General features: G+C 53.5%; 17 protein-coding genes. 12 read left to right on the plus strand and 5 right to left on the minus strand.

Going from position 1 to position 20,516, the window contains the following annotated elements:
- Positions 1-97: 97 nt before the first annotated feature.
- Entirely contained in the window at positions 98-1,369 is a 1,272-nt protein-coding gene (locus FDW98_RS15995; RefSeq protein ID WP_096757456.1) for a dicarboxylate/amino acid:cation symporter, read from the minus strand.
- A 260-nt stretch (positions 1,370-1,629) separates the two neighbouring features.
- On the opposite strand from FDW98_RS15995, the gene tar reads away from it, so the two are divergent.
- The 10 genes from tar (at position 1,630) to FDW98_RS16045 (ending at position 13,203) form a co-directional block, all read left to right on the plus strand.
- On the plus strand, positions 1,630-3,291 hold the full coding sequence (gene tar, locus FDW98_RS16000) for a methyl-accepting chemotaxis protein II (protein ID WP_096757455.1): 1,662 nt from the start codon (positions 1,630-1,632) through the stop codon (positions 3,289-3,291).
- Between the two features lie 151 nt (positions 3,292-3,442).
- Positions 3,443-4,315, plus strand: coding sequence for a protein-glutamate O-methyltransferase CheR (cheR, locus tag FDW98_RS16005; RefSeq protein ID WP_096757454.1), 873 nt, complete (start codon positions 3,443-3,445; stop codon positions 4,313-4,315).
- A complete protein-coding gene (locus FDW98_RS16010) occupies positions 4,312-5,361 on the plus strand; it encodes a chemotaxis response regulator protein-glutamate methylesterase (protein WP_096757453.1) in 1,050 nt (349 codons plus the stop codon). The genes cheR and FDW98_RS16010 overlap by 4 nt, the downstream gene beginning before the upstream one ends.
- 16 nt (positions 5,362-5,377) lie before the next feature.
- Positions 5,378-5,767, plus strand: coding sequence for a chemotaxis response regulator CheY (gene cheY, locus FDW98_RS16015; protein ID WP_045444172.1), 390 nt, complete (start codon positions 5,378-5,380; stop codon positions 5,765-5,767).
- Positions 5,768-5,780: 13 nt separating this feature from the next.
- Positions 5,781-6,425: a protein phosphatase CheZ gene (gene cheZ / locus FDW98_RS16020; protein WP_096759429.1), complete on the plus strand. Its 645-nt coding sequence runs from the start codon at positions 5,781-5,783 to the stop codon at positions 6,423-6,425.
- Positions 6,426-6,595: 170 nt separating this feature from the next.
- Positions 6,596-7,747, plus strand: a complete 1,152-nt coding sequence (gene flhB, locus FDW98_RS16025; RefSeq protein ID WP_096757452.1) for a flagellar biosynthesis protein FlhB — start codon at positions 6,596-6,598, stop codon at positions 7,745-7,747.
- A complete protein-coding gene (flhA, locus tag FDW98_RS16030; RefSeq protein WP_096757451.1) occupies positions 7,740-9,818 on the plus strand; it encodes a flagellar biosynthesis protein FlhA in 2,079 nt (692 codons plus the stop codon). Before flhB ends, flhA begins: the two co-directional genes overlap by 8 nt.
- A complete protein-coding gene (gene flhe / locus FDW98_RS16035; RefSeq protein ID WP_096757450.1) occupies positions 9,818-10,210 on the plus strand; it encodes a flagellar protein FlhE in 393 nt (130 codons plus the stop codon). Before flhA ends, flhe begins: the two co-directional genes overlap by 1 nt.
- 265 nt (positions 10,211-10,475) lie before the next feature.
- Positions 10,476-12,059, plus strand: coding sequence for an MFS transporter (locus FDW98_RS16040; RefSeq protein ID WP_096757449.1), 1,584 nt, complete (start codon positions 10,476-10,478; stop codon positions 12,057-12,059).
- A gap of 4 nt (positions 12,060-12,063) precedes the next feature.
- Positions 12,064-13,203 (plus strand): glycoside hydrolase family 105 protein, encoded by a 1,140-nt coding sequence (locus FDW98_RS16045; protein WP_096757448.1) that lies wholly within the window; start codon positions 12,064-12,066, stop codon positions 13,201-13,203.
- On the opposite strand, the gene mrdA is transcribed toward FDW98_RS16045, so the two are convergent.
- Together mrdA and argS are read right to left on the minus strand one after the other, a co-directional pair.
- Positions 13,175-15,097: a penicillin-binding protein 2 gene (mrdA, locus tag FDW98_RS16050; protein ID WP_096757447.1), complete on the minus strand. Its 1,923-nt coding sequence runs from the start codon at positions 15,095-15,097 to the stop codon at positions 13,175-13,177. The two genes, FDW98_RS16045 and mrdA, sit on opposite strands and share 29 nt — an antisense overlap.
- Positions 15,098-15,338: 241 nt before the next feature.
- Positions 15,339-17,072, minus strand: a complete 1,734-nt coding sequence (argS, locus tag FDW98_RS16055) for an arginine--tRNA ligase (protein ID WP_096757446.1) — start codon at positions 17,070-17,072, stop codon at positions 15,339-15,341.
- Positions 17,073-17,310: 238 nt separating this feature from the next.
- Here argS and FDW98_RS16060 point away from each other — a divergent pair, with 238 nt between their 5' ends.
- Both FDW98_RS16060 and cutC read left to right on the plus strand, forming a co-directional pair.
- Positions 17,311-17,877, plus strand: a complete 567-nt coding sequence (locus FDW98_RS16060) for a VOC family protein (RefSeq protein WP_096757445.1) — start codon at positions 17,311-17,313, stop codon at positions 17,875-17,877.
- Positions 17,878-17,879: 2 nt separating this feature from the next.
- Positions 17,880-18,626, plus strand: a complete 747-nt coding sequence (gene cutC, locus FDW98_RS16065) for a copper homeostasis protein CutC (protein WP_096757444.1) — start codon at positions 17,880-17,882, stop codon at positions 18,624-18,626.
- 161 nt (positions 18,627-18,787) lie between these two features.
- Here cutC and cmoB read toward each other — a convergent pair whose 3' ends face one another.
- The gene (gene cmoB, locus FDW98_RS16070) at positions 18,788-19,756 is read right to left on the minus strand and encodes a tRNA 5-methoxyuridine(34)/uridine 5-oxyacetic acid(34) synthase CmoB (protein WP_096757442.1); all 969 of its coding nucleotides are present in this window, start codon (positions 19,754-19,756) and stop codon (positions 18,788-18,790) included.
- Entirely contained in the window at positions 19,753-20,496 is a 744-nt protein-coding gene (gene cmoA, locus FDW98_RS16075) for a carboxy-S-adenosyl-L-methionine synthase CmoA (RefSeq protein ID WP_096757441.1), read from the minus strand. The genes cmoB and cmoA overlap by 4 nt, the downstream gene beginning before the upstream one ends.
- Between the last annotated feature and the right edge of the window lie 20 nt (positions 20,497-20,516).

Below are 20,516 nucleotides of genomic sequence, written 5' to 3' on the forward strand. Positions count from 1 at the left end.
CAGTTGCTTAACTGACTGGCATTACAGCCTGTGGCTGGGGTTATCTTTGTTGATTTGCTGCTTTCGTTTACGGAATTTTTTCTCCTGTCACAGAAAGTTAAGCATTAATTTGCTCTGTGATGTTTTCTGATGGCTCGCTTTCTTCCAGTAACCCTTCATTCCGCGCAAGCATTGCGGTGGCAATCCCGTTGCCTAACACGTTAATCGCTGAGCGTCCCATATCGAGGAAGTGGTCGATACCCATCAGTAACAGAATGCCTGCAACCGGAATATTAAAGCTGGGAATTGTTGCCGCCAGTACCACCAGCGCCGAACGCGGCACGCCGGCAATCCCTTTTGAGGCTAACATCAGCGTTAGCATCAGCACGGTGATTTCGGCGAAAGAAAGGTGAATATTATAGGCCTGCGCAATGAACATTGATGCAAAGGAGCAGTACACCATTGAGCCGACCAGGTTAAACGAGTAGCCGATCGGCAGCACGAATGACACGATGTTGCGGGAGCAGCCAAATTTCGTCAGTTGCTCGAGCGTTTTGGGATACGCGGCTTCAGAGCTGCTGGTGGTGAAGGCCACCAGCACCGGATCTTTCAGCATGCTGACCAGACGAAATACCTCTTTTTTCAACACCACGTAGCCGACCGCGAGTAGCACCAGGCAGGTCAGCACAATCGCCAGGTAATAGCCGCCGATGAACGAGGCATAGTTGAGCAGAATTCCCAGACCCTGGGTGGCGATGACGGAAGAGATGGCGGCAAAAATTGCCAGCGGAGCCACGTACATTACATACCCGGTTACCTTCAACATAATGTGGGAAACCACATCCAGTGCGGCAACCAGCGGCGCGTTAAATTTCTCACCGAGTGAGGCCCCGCCAATACCGAAGAACATCGAGAACACCACGATTTGCAGGATCTCATTATTGGCCATGGCTTCGGCAATGCTGGTCGGGATCGTGTGAGTGAGAAAACCTTTCAGGCTCATGCCGCTGACGGCGAGGCCTGTATCGGTGGCTTCCAGTGGAATGGCCAGGTTCAGCCCGCTCCCCGGTTGTTCAAGAGAGACGACAAAAAGGCCCACCAAAATAGACAGCACGGAGGAACTGATAAACCAGAGCATGGCTTTGCCCCCGACGCGACCAATGGTGGATGTCTCTCCCAGGCGCATAATGCCGACGGTCAACGTACTGAAGACTAACGGCGCAATGACCATTTTAATCAGCCGCAAGAAAATGTCGGTGAGCAGCGTAATATTATCAGCCCAGGCGGTTACTACGCCCGGTGAGGCCCAGGAGTGGATCACCGCGCCTGACAGGATCCCCGCCAGCATAAAGACCACGATGAACAACGTGAGTTTGTTTGCATTTGCCACTAAAAATCCCTCTGTGATGATGTAATAGTTATTCCCCCGCTACACATTTCTTGTACTTATTAAGTGGTAGCAAAGCATTCATCATATAAATTAAAGTCGGAAAGGGTTCAACTTTTTTTAATTTTTTATCCATTTTGTTGGGGTGCCGGTACATCCGTGTTTTCACACGTCTCTTTTCTGCAGGATTTCCTTTTCGCGAACGTAAAGTTATCCCAGCGGGTGCCGATAATGTTGATAACTCGTTTTCAGGAAGGTGCCTTATGTTTAACCGTATCCGCGTTGTCACAATGCTGATGATGGTGCTGGGGGTTTTCGCACTGCTACAGCTTGTTTCCGGTGGTCTGTTGTTTTCCTCCTTGCAGCAGAATCAGCAAAGTTTTGTTATTTCTAACGATTTACGTCAGCAGCAAAGTGAACTCACCTCAACATGGGATTTAATGCTGCAAACGCGCATTAACCTGAGCCGATCCTCTGCGCGCATGATGATGGATGCATCTAACCAACAGAGCAGCGCGAAGAACGATCTGCTGAAGAATGCGAAAGGTACGCTGGCGCAGGCAGAAGCGCATTACGCAAAATTCAAAAGCATCACGCCGTTGCCTGAGATGGCAGAAGCCAGCGGCAATATTGATGACAAGTATAAGCAGTACCATGCGGCCTTAACCGAACTGGTGCAGTTTCTGGAAAACGGCAACATGGATGGTTTTTTTGCTCAGCCGACCCAGGGTATGCAAAACGCACTGGGTGAGGCGCTCGTGAAATATGCCGGCGTCAGTGAAAAACTCTACCTGCAAGCGTTTGATGAAAGTGCGCGGGATTACCAGTTTGCCCAATGGCAGCTCGGCGTTCTGGCCGTGGTGGTGGTGCTGATCCTGATAGTGGTGTGGTACGGTATCCGTCATACCTTGCTTAACCCTCTGGCCCGCGTGATTGCCCATATCCGCGAAATAGCCAGCGGCAACTTAACCACCTCATTAACCGTTAGCGGGCGCAATGAAATTGGTGAACTGGCCAGCACGGTTGATCATATGCAGCGATCGCTTATTGAAACGGTGACCCTGGTGCGGGAAGGTTCCGATGCGATTTATTCCGGCACCAGCGAAATAGCCAGCGGTAACACCGACCTTTCGTCGCGCACCGAGCAGCAGGCTTCCGCGCTGGAAGAGACGGCAGCCAGCATGGAACAGCTAACGGCAACGGTGAAGCAAAATGCGGACAACGCACGTCAGGCTTCGCAACTGGCGAAAAGCGCTTCCGATACCGCACAGCACGGCGGCAAGGTGGTCGATGGTGTGGTGAACACCATGCACGAAATTGCTGACAGCTCGAAGAAAATTGCTGACATCATCAGCGTGATCGACGGCATCGCCTTCCAGACCAATATTCTTGCGCTGAACGCGGCGGTTGAGGCCGCTCGCGCCGGTGAACAGGGCCGTGGTTTCGCGGTGGTGGCGGGAGAAGTGCGTAATCTGGCGAGCCGCAGCGCGCAGGCGGCGAAAGAGATTAAAGCCCTGATCGAAGACTCCGTTTCTCGGGTCGATACCGGCTCGGTACTGGTAGAGAGCGCCGGGGAAACCATGAATGACATCGTCAATGCGGTAACCCGTGTCACCGACATTATGGGCGAAATCGCCTCAGCGTCTGATGAACAAAGTCGTGGTATCGACCAGGTTGCGCTCGCCGTGTCCGAGATGGACCGCGTGACGCAACAGAACGCCTCGCTGGTGCAGGAGTCAGCAGCAGCTGCTGCCGCACTTGAAGAACAGGCCAGCCGTCTGACCCAGTCGGTATCGGCTTTCCGCCTGGCTGCACGTCCACTGTCGGCTAAATCTCGCGATGCACGGTCAACTTCAACAGCGGCCCCTGCGTCATACCCGCGCCAACAAAACACTGAGCCCGATAGCAATTGGGAAACATTTTAACCGGGAGCTAACACCGGAGAGTCAGTCGAGCAGGCAGAGTCTCTTTCTGCCTGCATCGTGTTTTAAGCATGAAGAGCAAACCGTAACACAACACGAATTGGCGCAGCGCAGGCTGTGCCCGTTGTATCCTGAATGTGATTGAGAAGGCGCTATGACATCATCTCTGCCCTCCGGGCAAACGTCATTACTGTTACAGATGACACAGCGCCTCGCGCTGTCTGACGCGCATTTTCGTCGGATATGTCAATTAATCTACCAGCGCGCGGGTATCGTGCTGGCCGACCATAAGCGGGACATGGTGTATAACCGTCTGGTGCGCCGCTTGCGTACCCTGGAGTTGGACGACTTTGGTCGCTACCTCAGCATACTGGAAGCCAACCAGAACAGCGCTGAATGGCAGGCGTTTATTAACTCCCTGACCACTAACCTGACCGCCTTTTTCCGCGAAGGACATCATTTTCCGGTGCTGACCGACCATGCGCGTCGATGCAGCGGCGAATACCGAGTCTGGAGCGCGGCGGCCTCTACCGGTGAAGAACCCTACAGTATCGCGATCACGCTGGCAGATACGTTGGGTATGGCACCTGGACGCTGGCGCGTTTTTGCCAGCGATATTGATACCGAAGTGCTGGAAAAAGCCAGAAACGGCATTTACCGCCTCGATGAACTGAAAACGCTGTCGCCACAACAGTTACAGCGTTATTTCATGCGTGGTACCGGGCCGCATGAAGGACTGGTGCGCGTGCGTCAGGAACTGGCGAGCCATGTTGAATTTTCCAGCGTGAATTTACTGGATAAAAAATACAACGTGCCGGGTCCGTTCGACGCCATATTTTGTCGTAACGTTATGATCTATTTTGATAAAACGACACAGCAAGACATTTTACACCGTTTTGTTCCACTCCTTAAGCCTGATGGGCTGCTGTTTGCCGGTCACTCAGAAAACTTTAGCAACCTCGTGCGCGAGTTTAGCCTGCGCGGACAAACGGTGTATGCGCATGCGCCGGGTAAGGATAAATCATGAGTAAAATCAGGGTATTGTCGGTCGATGATTCCGCATTGATGCGTCAAATCATGACGGAGATTATTAACAGCCACAGCGATATGGAGATGGTCGCGACGGCGCCAGATCCACTGGTTGCCCGGGATTTGATCAAACAATTTAATCCCGACGTCCTGACGCTGGATGTGGAAATGCCGCGCATGGACGGCCTCGATTTTCTTGAGAAGCTGATGCGTTTACGTCCGATGCCGGTGGTGATGGTTTCGTCTCTGACCGGAAAAGGCTCTGAAGTCACGCTGCGGGCGCTGGAGTTGGGGGCGATCGACTTCGTCACCAAACCGCAACTGGGGATCCGCGAAGGGATGCTGGCCTACAGCGAGATGATTGCCGAGAAAGTGCGTACGGCATCCCGTGCGCGTCTGACGGCGCATAAACCGATTGCCGCGCCGAAGACGCTGAAAGCGGTGCCGTTGCTAAGTTCTGAAAAACTGATCGCCATTGGTGCGTCGACCGGGGGAACGGAGGCGATACGCCATGTGCTACAGCCGCTACCGCTTTCCAGTCCGGCGGTCATTATCACCCAGCATATGCCGCCAGGATTTACTCGCTCATTTGCCGAACGCCTGAACAAGCTGTGTCAGATCAGCGTGAAAGAGGCGGAAGACGGCGAACGTGTGTTGCCGGGGCATGCGTATATCGCGCCAGGTGACAAACACATGGAGCTGGCCCGCAGCGGGGCGAACTATGTGATCAAAATTCATGATGGGCCGCCGGTTAACCGGCATCGGCCTTCTGTGGATGTGCTGTTTCATTCGGTGGCAAAACAGGCGGGGCGCAACGCCGTGGGCGTGATCCTCACGGGCATGGGCAACGATGGTGCCGCCGGAATGTTAGCGATGCACCAGGCAGGCGCCTGGACCATTGCGCAAAACGAAGCAAGTTGTGTGGTGTTCGGCATGCCGCGCGAGGCCATCAATATGGGTGGCGTGAGCGAAGTGGTCGATCTTAGCCAGGTAAGCCAGCAGATGCTGGCGAAAATCAGTGCCGGACAGGCAATACGTATTTAATGAGGAGCAGTATTTTATGGCGGATAAAGAGCTGAGATTTCTGGTTGTGGATGACTTTTCCACCATGCGTCGCATCGTGCGCAACCTGTTAAAGGAGCTGGGATTCAACAATGTTGAAGAAGCCGAAGACGGTGTGGATGCCCTGAATAAGCTGCAGGCAGGGGGATTTGGCTTTGTCATTTCTGACTGGAACATGCCGAACATGGACGGGCTGGAATTGCTGAAAACTATTCGTGCCGACGGCGGTATGTCCTCTCTGCCGGTGCTGATGGTGACCGCGGAGGCGAAGAAAGAGAACATTATTGCCGCCGCGCAAGCCGGTGCCAGTGGTTACGTGGTGAAGCCTTTCACGGCGGCGACGCTGGAAGAGAAACTCAATAAAATCTTTGAGAAACTGGGCATGTGAGGGTGTGATGATGATGATGCAACCACAAATTAAACCTGTTGATGAGCATTCAGCAGGGGATATCATCGCGCGCATCGGTAGTCTGACCCGAATGCTGCGCGACAGCCTGCGTGAACTGGGGCTGGATCAGGCCATTGCTGAAGCGGCGGAAGCGATCCCGGATGCGCGCGATCGTCTGGATTACGTTGTGCAAATGACCGCACAGGCGGCAGAGCGTGCGCTGAACAGCGTAGAAGCCTCGCAGCCACATCAGGACGCAATGGAAAAAGGGGCCAAAACCCTGAGCAAGCGTTGGGACGAATGGTTCGAGAATCCGATTGAACTGTCTGATGCCCGTGAACTGGTGACCGACACGCGTCAATTCCTCGGTGATGTCCCGGGACACACCAGTTTTACCAACGCTCAGCTGCTCGACATTATGATGGCGCAGGATTTCCAGGATCTTACCGGCCAGGTTATCAAGCGCATGATGGACGTTATTCAGGAGATTGAGCGCCAGCTGTTAATGGTGCTGCTGGAGAACATCCCTGAGCAGGGCGCCCGTCCAAAACGTGAAAACGAAAGTTTGCTGAACGGCCCGCAGGTTGACACCTCGAAAGCCGGCGTTGTGGCAAGTCAGGATCAGGTTGACGACCTGCTGGACAGTCTCGGGTTCTGATTCGTGCAGGCCGGATGTAGGGGCAATCGCTTCTCTTCCGGTCTGCATACTCTCTACCGTCTGTAGGGGTTAACGTCATAAACCCTGTCTTTTTTACCGCTTACTCTCGCCATTGCTGTGTCGCGGTTCTGGCATCATTCTCGCCTGTGTCTCTATCCAGGGTCTGATGCGTGGCAGAAGAAAGCGACGACGACAAAACAGAAGCCCCCACACCCCACCGACTTGAAAAAGCGCGGGAAGAAGGGCAGATCCCCCGTTCCAAAGAGCTGACCTCACTGCTTATTTTGCTGGTGGGCGTGTGCATTATCTGGATCGGCGGGGAGTCGCTGGCCCGCAGATTGGCGGGTATGCTGTCGGCCGGGCTGCGTTTTGACCACAGTATGGTCAATGACCCTAATCTGATCCTCAGCCAAATCATTCTGCTGATTAAAGACGCCATGATTGCGCTGTTACCGCTGATTACTGGCGTGGTGCTGGTGGCATTGATCTCGCCGGTGATGTTGGGCGGTTTGATCTTCAGCGGTAAATCGCTGCAACCCAAATTTTCGAAGCTGAATCCGCTGCCGGGTATCAAGCGCATGTTTTCTGCGCAAACCGGTGCGGAACTGCTGAAAGCCATCCTGAAATCTACGCTGGTTGGCAGCGTGGCTGGATTCTATCTCTGGCATAAGTGGCCGGAGATGATGCGGTTGATGGCCGAATCGCCGATTACCGCAATGGGCAATGCCCTTGATTTAGTTGGCATGTGTGCGCTGCTGGTGGTGCTCGGGGTGATCCCGATGGTGGGGTTTGACGTTTTTTTCCAGATTTACAGCCATGTGAAAAAGCTGCGCATGTCACGCCAGGATATTCGCGATGAATATAAACAAAGCGAAGGTGACCCGCACGTTAAGGGCAAAATTCGTCAGATGCAGCGTGCGGCAGCGCAGCGACGCATGATGGCGGATGTGCCGAAAGCCGACGTCATTGTGACTAACCCCACACACTATTCGGTCGCCTTGCAATATGACGAAAACAAAATGAGTGCGCCACGCGTCGTCGCCAAAGGGGCGGGGCTGGTCGCGTTGCGTATTCGCGAAATTGGCGCGGAACATCGAGTCCCAACCTTAGAAGCACCACCGCTGGCCCGTGCGTTATATCGCCATGCTGAGATTGGTCAGCAAATACCCGGCCAGCTGTATGCTGCCGTCGCAGAAGTGCTGGCGTGGGTATGGCAATTAAAACGCTGGCGTCTGGCGGGCGGCAAGCCGCCACCGCAACCTGGAAACCTTCCGGTGCCTGAAGCACTGGATTTTATGAACGAGAAGAATACTGATGGCTAATCTGGTCGCGATGCTGCGCCTGCCCGGCAACCTGAAATCCACACAATGGCAGATTCTTGCCGGGCCGATCCTCATCCTGCTTATCTTGTCGATGATGGTGCTGCCGCTGCCAGCGTTCATCCTTGATTTACTGTTTACCTTTAACATTGCGTTGTCGATCATGGTGTTGCTGGTGGCGATGTTTACCCAGCGCACGCTCGAATTCGCTGCCTTCCCGACCATTTTGCTGTTCACCACATTATTACGCCTGGCGCTGAACGTTGCCTCGACGCGTATTATTTTGATGGAAGGGCATACCGGTTCGGCGGCGGCGGGGAAGGTGGTTGAAGCGTTCGGTCACTTCCTGGTGGGCGGTAACTTTGCCATCGGTATCGTGGTCTTCGTCATTCTTGTCATCATCAACTTTATGGTTATCACCAAAGGTGCCGGTCGTATTGCCGAAGTTGGCGCACGCTTTGTGCTGGACGGTATGCCCGGTAAACAGATGGCGATTGACGCCGATCTCAATGCCGGACTGATTGGGGAAGATGAAGCCAAAAAACGTCGTTCAGAAGTGACCCAGGAAGCTGATTTTTACGGCTCTATGGACGGTGCGAGTAAATTCGTTCGCGGGGACGCCGTTGCCGGTATTCTGATCATGGTAATTAACGTGGTCGGCGGCCTGCTGGTCGGCGTATTACAACACGGTATGAGTATGGGCAGTGCGGCTGAAAGCTACACCTTGCTGACCATCGGTGACGGTCTGGTCGCCCAAATCCCGGCGCTGGTTATCTCTACCGCGGCGGGCGTTATCGTGACGCGCGTCAGTACCGATCAGGATGTCGGCGAACAGATGGTCACCCAGCTGTTCAGTAACCCCAGCGTGATGGTGCTCAGTGCGGCGGTGCTCGGTTTACTGGGCCTGGTACCAGGCATGCCAAACCTGGTATTTCTGATGTTTACCGCAGCGCTATTGGGTTTGGCCTGGTGGCTGCGCGGTCGCGAGACAAAAGCCCCTGCGGAACCTCAGTCGATCAAAATGCCGGAAAATAATGCGGTGGTGGAAGCGACCTGGAACGATGTCCAACTGGAAGACTCGCTGGGGATGGAAGTGGGGTATCGCCTGATCCCGATGGTGGATTTTCAGCAAGATGGCGAGTTGCTGGGACGAATTCGCAGTATTCGTAAGAAATTTGCCCAGGATATGGGCTTCCTGCCGCCGGTGGTGCACATCCGCGACAATATGGATCTGCAGCCTGCGCGCTATCGCATCCTGATGAAAGGGGTAGAAATTGGCAGCGGGGATGCCTATCCGGGACGCTGGCTGGCCATCAACCCTGGTACGGCAGCGGGATCGCTGCCGGGTGAGAAAACGGTTGATCCGGCCTTTGGCCTGGACGCTATCTGGATTGAAAGTGCGCTAAAAGAACAGGCGCAAATCCAGGGCTTCACGGTGGTGGAAGCCAGTACCGTCGTCGCCACGCATCTGAATCACCTGATTGGCCAGTTTGCCGCCGAACTGTTTGGACGTCAGGAGGCGCAACAATTGCTGGACCGCGTGTCGCAGGAAATGCCGAAACTGACTGAGGATCTGGTGCCTGGCGTGGTGACGCTGACCACGCTACATAAAGTGTTGCAGAATTTATTGGATGAAAAAGTGCCGATTCGCGATATGCGCACCATCCTCGAAACGCTGGCTGAACATGCGCCGCTGCAAAACGATCCGCATGAACTCACTGCCGTGGTCCGCGTGGCGTTGGGAAGGGCGATTACCCAGCAATGGTTCCCGGGGAACGACGAAGTTCAGGTTATTGGTCTGGATACGCCGCTTGAGCGCTTGCTGCTGCAGGCCTTACAAGGGGGCGGCGGCCTGGAACCGGGGCTGGCAGACCGACTGTTGGCGCAAACTCAGGAAGCGTTATCGCGCCAGGAAATGTTGGGCGCGCCGCCAGTGCTGTTGGTTAACCATGCACTAAGGCCGCTGCTGGCACGTTTTTTACGCCGCAGCATACCGCAGCTGGTGGTGTTGTCGAACCTGGAGCTTTCCGATAACCGCCATATCCGCATGACCGCGACCATTGGAGGTAAATAATGCATAAGTTTTTGTGGTTGTTATTGTTTCCTCTGGCGGTGCAGGCCGCCGGAGAAGGGGCCTGGCAGGCTAGCGGCATGGGCATTACGTTAAATTATCGCGGACAGTCGGCTTCATCTGCACCGTTGGTTTCTGGTCAACCGGTCTCGGGATTGATGACGCTGGTTGCCTGGCGCTATGAGCTGAATGGCCCTACGCCTGCGGGGCTGCGGGTACGTTTATGTTCGCAGTCGCGCTGCGTTGAGCTGGACGGGCAAAGCGGCACCACTCACGGATTTAATAACGTACCTGCCGTGGAGCCGATGCATTTTGTCTGGGAGGTGCCCGGCGGCGGTCGCCTGATCCCGGCCCTACAGGTGCAAAGTAATCAGGTCATCGTCAACTACCGTTAATTATCTCTTCTTCATCGCAGCTGGCAGATGAAACTGCTGGCTGTCTCGCACTTTTTGACCCGCCACTTTGATTTAAAAGAAACGCTGTTTTATAAAATAGGTGACTTACGTTGCCGGACTCTTTGTGCTGTTGCCATTTCGCGATTATCCCTGGCAGAAATAAAAAGGTTTCCCTTGCGGTTAACTTTTACTGTGACCGTGTAAGGACGTCCTGCGTCGAAGTGAGGATTGCGGGGCCTCCCAATAATGTGCAGGGGTAACGGCAATGAGAACACGTAAAATTGGGTTGGTAAATTATTTTGCCTATGGGGCAGGTGACTTTTTAGGCGCAGGGACCACGGCGCTGACCGCCGCATGGTTGCTCTATTTCTACACCACTTTTTGTGGCCTGACGCCTATTGAGGCGACGTTTATTTTTGCGACGGCCAGGGTGCTGGATGCGGTGGTTAGCCCATTAATGGGCTTTTTAACGGATAATTTTGGCTCGACCTGGCTTGGTAAACGCTTTGGCCGACGTAAGTTTTTTATTCTGCTGGGGATCCCCTGTGTCTTTAGCTACTCCCTGATGTGGGTCGGCGACATGGGATTCTGGTACTACCTGCTGACCTACCTGGTGTTTGATGTGGTTTACACCATGATTCTGGTGCCCTATGAAACGCTGGTACCGGAAATGACCGATGATTTTAAACAGAAAACCAAGTTTTCTGGCGCGCGTATTTCTATGGCCCAGATGTCAGCCATACTGGCCTCGTTCTTACCTGGCGTACTGTTGACGCTGTTTGGTAAACACAATCCTGTTTCATTTTTCTATGCCAGCCTGGTGTTTTCGGTGCTGTGTGCGCTGATGCTGACCTTTGTGTGGTTTTTTACCTGGGAACGTCCGCGTGAAGAATGGACCGAAGCGGCACTTCGCGCTGAAGAAGAAAAGAAAAGCCTGACCTTTCGTCAGAGCATGAGTCGCCTTTTCACTGAGCTAAGTTCGACGCTGCGCATCCGCATTTTCCGTCAACATTTGGGCATGTACCTTGGTGGTTATATCGCGCAGGACGTGTTCAACGCGGTCTTTACCTACTATGTGGTGTTTGTGTTGATGCAGGAAGCCTCTATGGCGTCGAACCTGCTGGGCACCATGGCTATCTTCCAGTTTATTGCGGTTATCGCCATGATCCCGCTGTGCATTCGCTTTGGACCGGCCCCGTCTTACCGGATGGTGGTGGTGCTGTTTGGCCTGAGTTCTCTCTCTTATGCGGTGTTGTATTACGCCGGGCTGAGTGATGTGTACGCCTTATTGCTGCTGGTTTCCGCCGTTGCGGGCCTGGGACGTGGTGGCATCAATTATGTTCCGTGGAATACCTACACCTATATCGCCGATGTCGACGAGGTGATCACCGGTCAGCGTCGGGAAGGGATCTTTGCCGGCATCATGACTTTAACGCGCAAAGCCTCGCAGGCGGGGGCCGTCATGCTGGTCGGCATTGTTATGCAGTTATCGGGTTTTGTCTCCGGGCAGAGTGAACAACCTGCTGCGGTCAGCCATACCATTCTGTTCATTCTGAGCTGCGGTACGTTGATTGTACTGGCGCTGGGATTCCTGGTGTCCCTGCGTTTCAAACTGAATCTGCAAACACATAGCACCTTGCGTGAAGAGACCGCAAAAATGCGTGAGTCCGGGCGCCCCATGCCAGAAGGGCTTACCCCTGAAGGACGTGCAACGGTAGAGATGCTGTCAGGCATGCCGTATGAATCACTTTGGGGTAACAACAATATTGGTTACCTGAATCGTAATAAACCTGCTGCGCCATCACTGCAACATGGCTCAGCATTGAATTCGACATTGCACAGAGGTTAAGTAAATGATTGTTTATCCGGTTAAACACAGCCCGTTGTTACGTCAGCCTGAACATTTTATTGCCAGAGATGAGTTAAAAACGCTCATCAAGAAGGTGACGCATAATCTGGTCAATATTCATGATGAGAGCGGTGAGTTCTTGCTGCGACTGGACGACGGACGCGTTATTGACACCAAAGGGTGGGCTGGATGGGAGTGGACGCACGGCGTCGGCCTGTACGGGATGTACCAGTATTACCAGCAAACCGGTGATGAAACGATGCGCGATATCATCGATGGCTGGTTTGCCGACCGCTTTGCAGAAGGCGCGACGACTAAAAACGTCAATACCATGGCACCGTTTCTGACGCTGGCGTATCGCTATGAAGAAACGCGCAATCCGGCGTATCTGCCGTGGCTTGATTCCTGGGCCGAGTGGGCGATGCACGACATGCCACGTACCGATTTTGGTGGTATGCAGCACATCACGCTGGCGGAAGAGAATCATCAGCAGATGTGGGACGACACGTTGATGATGACGGTGTTACCGCTGGCGAAGATTGGCAAACTGCTCAACCGCCCCGAGTACGTTGAAGAGGCGACGTATCAGTTCCTGTTACATGTGCAAAACCTGATGGATAAAGAAACCTGTCTGTGGTTCCACGGCTGGAGCTATGAGGGAAATCATAACTTTGCCAACGCCCGCTGGGCGCGCGGTAACAGCTGGCTAACTATTGTTATTCCGGAGTTCCTCGAACTGGTCGATTTACCGGAGAATAATGCCGTTCGTCGCTATCTGGTACAGGTACTGAATGCGCAAATTGCGGCCCTGGCGACGTGTCAGGATGAGAGTGGTCTGTGGCACACGTTGCTGGACGATCCGCATTCTTACCTTGAAGCGTCAGCCACCGCCGGATTTGCTTATGGGATTTTGAAAGCGGTGCGTAAGCGTTATGTCGGGCAGGAATATGCGGCGGTAGCAGAACTCGCCATCAAAGGCATTGTGCAGCATATCTCGCCGGAGGGTGAGCTGCTGCAAACCTCATTCGGTACCGGAATGGGGCACAATCTCGAGTTCTATCGCAACATTCCGCTGACCTCCATGCCTTACGGCCAGGCGATGGCGATGCTGTGTCTCACCGAATACTTGCGTAAGTATTTTTAATATCGGTGTCCGACGGCGCTGTTTGTTGAGTTACCTCTGTTTGTGCGGCTTTGTCCTGCGGCACAAACAGATGATCCATAATCTGTCGCATAACCGGCGCGGCGGTAATGCCGTCGCTGCCGCCGTTTTCCAGAATCAACGCCACGGCGACTTTCGGGTTTTTGTTGGGTGCAAATGCGGTGTAGAACACGTGGTCACGCAGGCGGATGGGGATCATCTTCGCATTGTAAGTCTGGTTTTCTTTCAGGCTGAAAACCTGTGAGGTCCCGCTTTTTGCCGCAATTCCGTAAGGTGCAGTATGGAAAAATTTATAACCTGTCCCGTTCGGCGCATTGGCCATGCCAAACATCGCCTCGCGTACCAGTCCCCAATAGGGCGAGGAGGGAGAGGCAATCTGTGACGGTACCGTGGCGGCATGATAAGGCGTAACAGATTTACCACTCTCTTCAGCCTGCAACAGGTGAGGGGCAATCACTTTCCCGTTGTTAATCAGTGCCACCATTGCTTTCACCATCTGGATTGGCGTGGCAATCCAGTATCCCTGACCGATACCAACCGAAATGGTGTCTCCCTGATACCAGGCTTTTTTATGCACCCGTTGTTTCCAGTCGCGGCTCGGTAACAGCCCGTTGTACTCTTCATCAAGATCAATGCCGGTGGGTTTACCGTAACCAAATTGGCTAAGCATGCTGTTGATTCGGTCAATGCCCATCATATACGCCACCTGATAGAAGAACGTATCAGCGGACTCTTCAATTGCTTTGGTCACGTCCAACATGCCATGACCGGTTTTTTTCCAGTCGCGATAATGTCGCTCAGTGCCGGGCAATGTCCATGTTGGTGCGCCAAAGAAGCTGGTCTGCGGGGTGATAACGCCATTGAGCAATGCTGACATCGCCATGTACGGCTTGACCGTGGAGGCGGGAGGGTACAAACCTTGCGTGACGCGGTTAATCAACGGCAGGTCTTTATCCTGCAGCAGCGTGTTGTAGTCCTGGTAGCTGATACCTTTGACGAACGGATTCGGATCATAGCTGGGGTTAGAGACCATCGCCAGCACCGAGCCATCGTGCGGATCTTCAACCAGCACGGCGGCGCGCTGACCGACCAGCAGGCTCTCAATATATTCCTGTAAGTGTAAATCCAGCGTCAGGTGGATGTCCTTTCCGGCAACAGGCGGTACATCTTTTATCAGGCGTACGATGCGTTCGTGGTTATCGACTTCGACTTCTTGATAACCCGCTTTGCCGTGCAGATCGTTTTCGTAATAGTGTTCGATCCCCTGCTTGCCAATGTTGTGATCGGCGGCGTAGTTTTCTGCCAGCCCCTTTTTATCCAACGCTTTCAGGTCGCTATCATTGATTTTAGAGACATAGCCGAGCACATGCGCCAACTCTGCGCCATACGGATATTGGCGATCTTCATAGCTGTTGATGGTGACGCCGCTGAAATGAAACTGATTAACCGAGAAACGGGCGATCTCCACGTCGGTCAGCGCATTTTTGAGCACCACCGGGCGATAGCGACTACTGGATTTCAGATCGTGGCGAAACTGGTCAATCTCATCAGGGGTCAGGTCAACAATAGGCGTTAGCTGCTTTAGCAAGGCATCCATATCGTTGATTTTATAAGGAGTGACAGAAATATCGTACCAGGTGACGTTGCGCACCAGCGGGATACCGTTGCGATCGTAAATGATGCCGCGCATTGGGGCAACCGGCAGCATTTTGATGTCATTGGCATTCGAGCGGGTGGTGTAATACTGATGCTCGCGAATTTGTAAGTTGTAGAGGTTATAAATCAGGATGCCAAAACAGATGACCACCAGGCCAAAGGCCACTATTACCCGTCGCTGAAAGAGTTTCTCTTCCGCCTCAAAATCTCTGAATGTCATGGACCCACACCTGATTAATTCGCCGCCTAATGATACGGAGGTGTAAATGGGATAACAGGTAAAAGATGTTCCATCCCTCTACGGAAATGTGTCATTCCTTGTGAGTTGTAACAAATTACAGTGAACGTAGCCGTTTCTCGTAGGCCTGATGGCGCTTCGCTTATCAGGCCTACGAGGGCGGTCATTCGGGAAAATAAAAAAGCCCGCGACATAGCGCGGGCTTTCACATCACTCGAGGTGATTACATACGTTCTACGGTTTCGATACCCAGCGTATCCAGACCCAGCTTCAGCGTTTTCGCCGTCAACTGTGCCAGCTTCAGGCGGCTGTTACGAATCTCTTCGCTCTCGGCGCTGAGGATTGGGCAATGTTCGTAGAAACCAGAGAACAAACCGGCAAGATCGTACAGATAGGCGCACATCACGTGCGGTGTACCTTCACGTGCAACGACGGTCAGCGTTTCTTCAAACTGCAGCAGACGCGCCGCCAGTTGGGCTTCACGATCTTCACTGATGATGACCTTCGCGCTGGCCAGCGCACTTTCGTCGATATCTGCCTTACGGAATACGGACAGTACGCGGGTGTAGGCATACTGCATGTACGGTGCGGTATTGCCTTCGAAGGCCAGCATGTTGTCCCAGTCGAAGATGTAATCAGTGGTACGGTTTTTCGACAGATCCGCATACTTCACGGCGCCGATACCGACCGCATTCGCCAGTTTTTCCAGCTCGTCGGCAGGCATGTCCGGGTTCTTCTCTGCCACCAGACGACGTGCGCGCTCCAGCGCTTCATCCAGCAGATCGGCCAGTTTGACCGTGCCACCTGCGCGGGTTTTGAACGGTTTACCGTCTTTGCCAAGCATCATGCCGAACATATGGTGTTCCAGCGGTACGGAGTCTGGTACGTAACCGGCTTTACGTACGATGGTCCATGCCTGCATTAAATGCTGATGCTGACGGGAGTCGATATAATACAGCACCCGATCGGCATGCAGCGTTTCGTAACGATACTTGGCGCAAGCGATGTCAGTGGTGGTGTACAGATAACCGCCATCTTTCTTCTGAATGATAACGCCCATCGGTTCGCCTTCCTTGTTTTTATACTCATCAAGGAATACGACGGTCGCGCCTTCGCTTTCAACGGCCAGGCCTTTGGCTTTGAGATCCGCAACAATGCCTGGCAGCATCGGGTTGTACAGGCTTTCACCCATCACGTCGTCGCGGGTCAGCGTCACGTTCAGACGATCGTAGGTTAACTGGTTCTGCGACATGGTAATGTCGACCAGTTTACGCCACATTTCGCGGAAGTAAGCATCACCACCCTGCAACTTCACCACGTAGCTACGTGCGCGCTCGGCGAATTCTTCATCTTCGTCGTAATGTTTTTTCGCGTCACGATAGAAACCTTCAAGGTCAGCCAGCGCCATTTCACCCGCGTTTTCCTGCTGCTGCTTTTCCAGCCACGCGATGAGCATACCGAACTGGGTTCCCCAGTCGCCAACGTGGTTTGCACGGATGACTTTATGGCCGAGAAACTCCAGCGTACGGACAGCCGCATCACCGATGATGGTGGAACGCAGGTGGCCTACGTGCATCTCTTTCGCCACGTTTGGCGCAGAGTAGTCAACAACAACGGTTTGCTTTTCTGGCTGTACAACGCCCAGACGATCGGAGGCCAGCGCCTGCTGCACGTGCTGCGCCAGGAATGCGGGATCGAGGAAAATATTGATAAAGCCCGGGCCCGCAATTTCAACCTTGCTGGCAATCCCGTTGAGATCCAGATGAGTCAGCACCTGCTCTGCCAGTTGTCGCGGCGCCATACCCAGTTTTTTAGCGACTGCCATCATGCCGTTGGCCTGATAGTCGCCGAACTGTACTTTTGCTGACTGACGAACCTGAGGTTCGCAATCTGCAGGCGCACCTGCAGCAATCATGGCCTGACGGACTTTTTCTGAGAGAAGAGCCTGAATATTCACCGGAATACCTTACATTTATGAAGCGGATCAAAATTCACCGCGCCAGTTTAAGAATTTAGGTCGGGAGTATACTGCAAATGCCCATTGCCGTCAGCATTGCGCGTGCCGCGCGCGGCCTAAAATAGATGCAATGCAATTACGCATAATCATTCATTTTGTCCGTGAAAAAAACAGCGGTTGGATGGTGCTACGCAACAGAGTAAATTAGCGGCTTTGAACATGGATATGAGCTTTCAATATGGCGAACTGGCAAACCGTTGCAGAACTGCATGATATTTCCGCAGATTTAGGGCATTTCACTCAGGCGTTAACTGAACTTTCCACCCGTCTGGGTTTGAATATTGCTCCGCTTGAAGCCGATCACATCTCTCTGCGTTGTCATCAAAACACCACCGCAGAGCGCTGGCGTCGCGGGTTTGAACAGTGTGGCCAGCTGTTGTCGGAAAATATCATCAATGGCAGACTAATTTGCCTGTTCAAACTGGATGAGCCGGTATGCGTGGCGCACTGGCAGTTTTCTATTGTGGAGTTGCCGTGGCCGGGTGAAAAACGCTACCCACATGAGGGTTGGGAGCATATTGAGATTGTTCTGCCGGGCGAGCCGGAAACGTTGAATGCGCGAGCGCTGGCGTTGCTTTCTGATGAAGGATTGAGTCAGCCGGGTATCTTTGTGAAAACCAGTTCACCACAAGGCGAGCGTGAGCGGTTACCGAACCCGACGCTGGCGGTCAGCGACGGCAGCGTGACTATCAAGTTTCATCCATGGTCAATTGAAACGATTGTGGCAAGCGAGCAACAGGAGTAACCATGGCACTGCTGGAAATCTGCTGTTACAGCATGGAGTGTGCGCTGACGGCACAAAAAAATGGCGCGGATCGTATTGAACTGTGTTCGGCACCCAAAGAAGGGGGCTTAACCCCATCACTGGGCGTATTACGTACCGTTCGTCAGCAAATTGATATTCCCGTCAATCCGATTATCCGCCCGCGCGGCGGGGATTTTTGCTATACCGACGGTGAATTCGCCGCCATGCTGGATGATATCGCCATGGTCAGAGATCTCGGATTCTCCGGGCTGGTAACCGGGTTATTAGATGTTGATGGCAACGTCGATATGTCGCGCATGGAAAAAATTGTGCGGGCAGCCGGTACGCTAAATGTCACGTTTCATCGGGCCTTTGATATGTGTGCCAACCCCTTAAATGCGCTGAAAAATTTATCTGATTTGGGTGTCGCCAGAGTGCTGACTTCCGGGCAAAAATCAGATGCTGCGCAAGGTTTAACAAAAATAATGGAACTTATTGCACAGCCCGGTGCTCCAATCATTATGGCCGGAGCGGGGGTTCGCGCTGCGAATTTGTCTCTATTCCTCGACGCCGGGGTGCAGGAAGTCCACAGTTCTGCCGGAGTATGGCTGGCTTCTCCCATGCGTTATCGCAATGCGGGGTTGTCGATGTCTTCGGATACGCAAGCGGATGAATATTCCCGCTATGCGGTAGACGGGGCGGCGGTTGCTGAAATGAAAGCGATTATTGCGCACCATCGGGCCAGCTGATTTTTACCGTTGCATCATGTCGCCCAATATGATGCTTGCTCGTACCAGGCCCCTGCAATTACAGGGGCCTTTTTTTATCCTTTTATGCCTGATGGCGGCGATGGCTTATCAGGCCTACGGGAGTTGTAGGCCCGGTAAGCGTAGCGCCACCGGGCAATCCATCACGGCTTACGCGCAATCAAGACCGCGCGCAGCGGGGCAGGGTACCCTTCTACCGTTTTACTGCTGTCGTTCGGGTCGAGGAAATCAGCCAGCGATTCGGTAATCATCCACTCGGTGCGGCGCTGTTCTTCGGTGGTGGTCACACACACGTCGGCAATGCGGACATCGACAAAACCGCACTTCTCCAGCCAGTTTTTCAACGCCAGTGCAGACGGAATAAAGTAGACGTTGCGCATTTGTGCGTAGCGGTCACCCGGCACCAGCACGGTATTTTCGTCCCCTTCAACCACCAGCGTTTCCAGTACCAGTTCACCGTCTTGTACCAGTTGATCTTTCAACTGCCAGAGATGTTCCAGCGGAGAACGACGGTGATAGAGCACGCCCATTGAGAAAACGGTATCAAACGCGTTCAACGCCGGAAGCTGTTCAATACCCAGCGGCAGCAGATGCGCGCGCTGGTCGTTGCCCAGCAGTTTTCGCACCGCTTCGAACTGACACAGGAATAACTGGGTCGGATCAATCCCAACGGCCAGGTGCGCGCCTGCACCGATCATGCGCCACATGTGATACCCGCTGCCGCAGCCGACATCCAGGATCGTCCGTCCGGTCAGGTCGGATAAATGCGGCAGGACGCGATCCCATTTCCAGTCAGAACGCCATTCGGTGTCGATATTGACGCCATACAGTGAGTATGGCCCTTTACGCCACGGCATCAAATTGCGCATCAACGTATCAATGCGTTTAAGCTGACCGTCGCTGAGCGGCTCTTCGCTTTCAGCGGTGACACTGTGCAGCAAGTCCAGACGGTGTGGTGTCAGTTCGGGCAAAAACTCTACCGCGTTCGACCACTGCTTAAACAGGCCGTGCTGATCGCGCTGCCAGCTCGCAATTTGCGCCGGGAGCGTTTCCAGCCAATGAGAAAGGTGATTTTTGGCAATCAGCTGATAAAAGTTACCAAAGTCTGTCATGCCGCAACCTCAGCTTTTAGTGCCACCAGAGAACCAAAGTTAAAGCACTGGAACCACAGTTCGCTGTGTTCAAAACCAGCCTGATGCAGGCGCGCTTTATGGGTTTCGACCGAGTCGGTCAGCATGACGTTTTCCAGCATGCTGCGCTTTTGGCTGATTTCCAGTTCGCTGTAGCCATTTGCCCGCTTGAAATCGTGGTGCATGTTGAACAACAGCTCACCCACTTTTGCATCCTCGAAACTGAATTTCTCCGACAGCACCAGCGCGCCGCCAGGATTCAGCCCCTGATAAATCTTATCCAACAATGCCTGGCGCTCCGCTGGCTCAAGGAATTGCAGGGTAAAATTCAGCACCACCATTGAGGCGTTTTCAATAGTAATGTTGCGAATATCCCCTTCGACAACCTCGACCGGAATAGGGGCTTTATAGGCGTCAATATGGCGGCGGCAGCGTTCAACCATGGCCGGGGAGTTGTCGACGGCAATAATTTTACAATTGTCATGCTGAATACTGCGACGCACCGAGAGCGTCGCGGCGCCCAATGAACAGCCCAGATCGTAGACCTGCGTGTTGGGTTGCACGAAACGTTCGGCCAGCATACCAATCATCGAAATGATGTTGGAGTAGCCGGGAACGGAACGCTGGATCATATCCGGGAAGACTTCAGCTACCCGTTCATCAAAGGTCCAGTCACCCAGACTGGCGATAGGCGCAGAAAAAAGCGTGTCGCGGTGAGACATAACGTAAAAATCCGGGAAAA

The sequence above is a fragment of the Citrobacter sp. wls711 genome (genome assembly GCF_005281055.1).
Taxonomy (GTDB): domain Bacteria; phylum Pseudomonadota; class Gammaproteobacteria; order Enterobacterales; family Enterobacteriaceae; genus Citrobacter; species Citrobacter gillenii.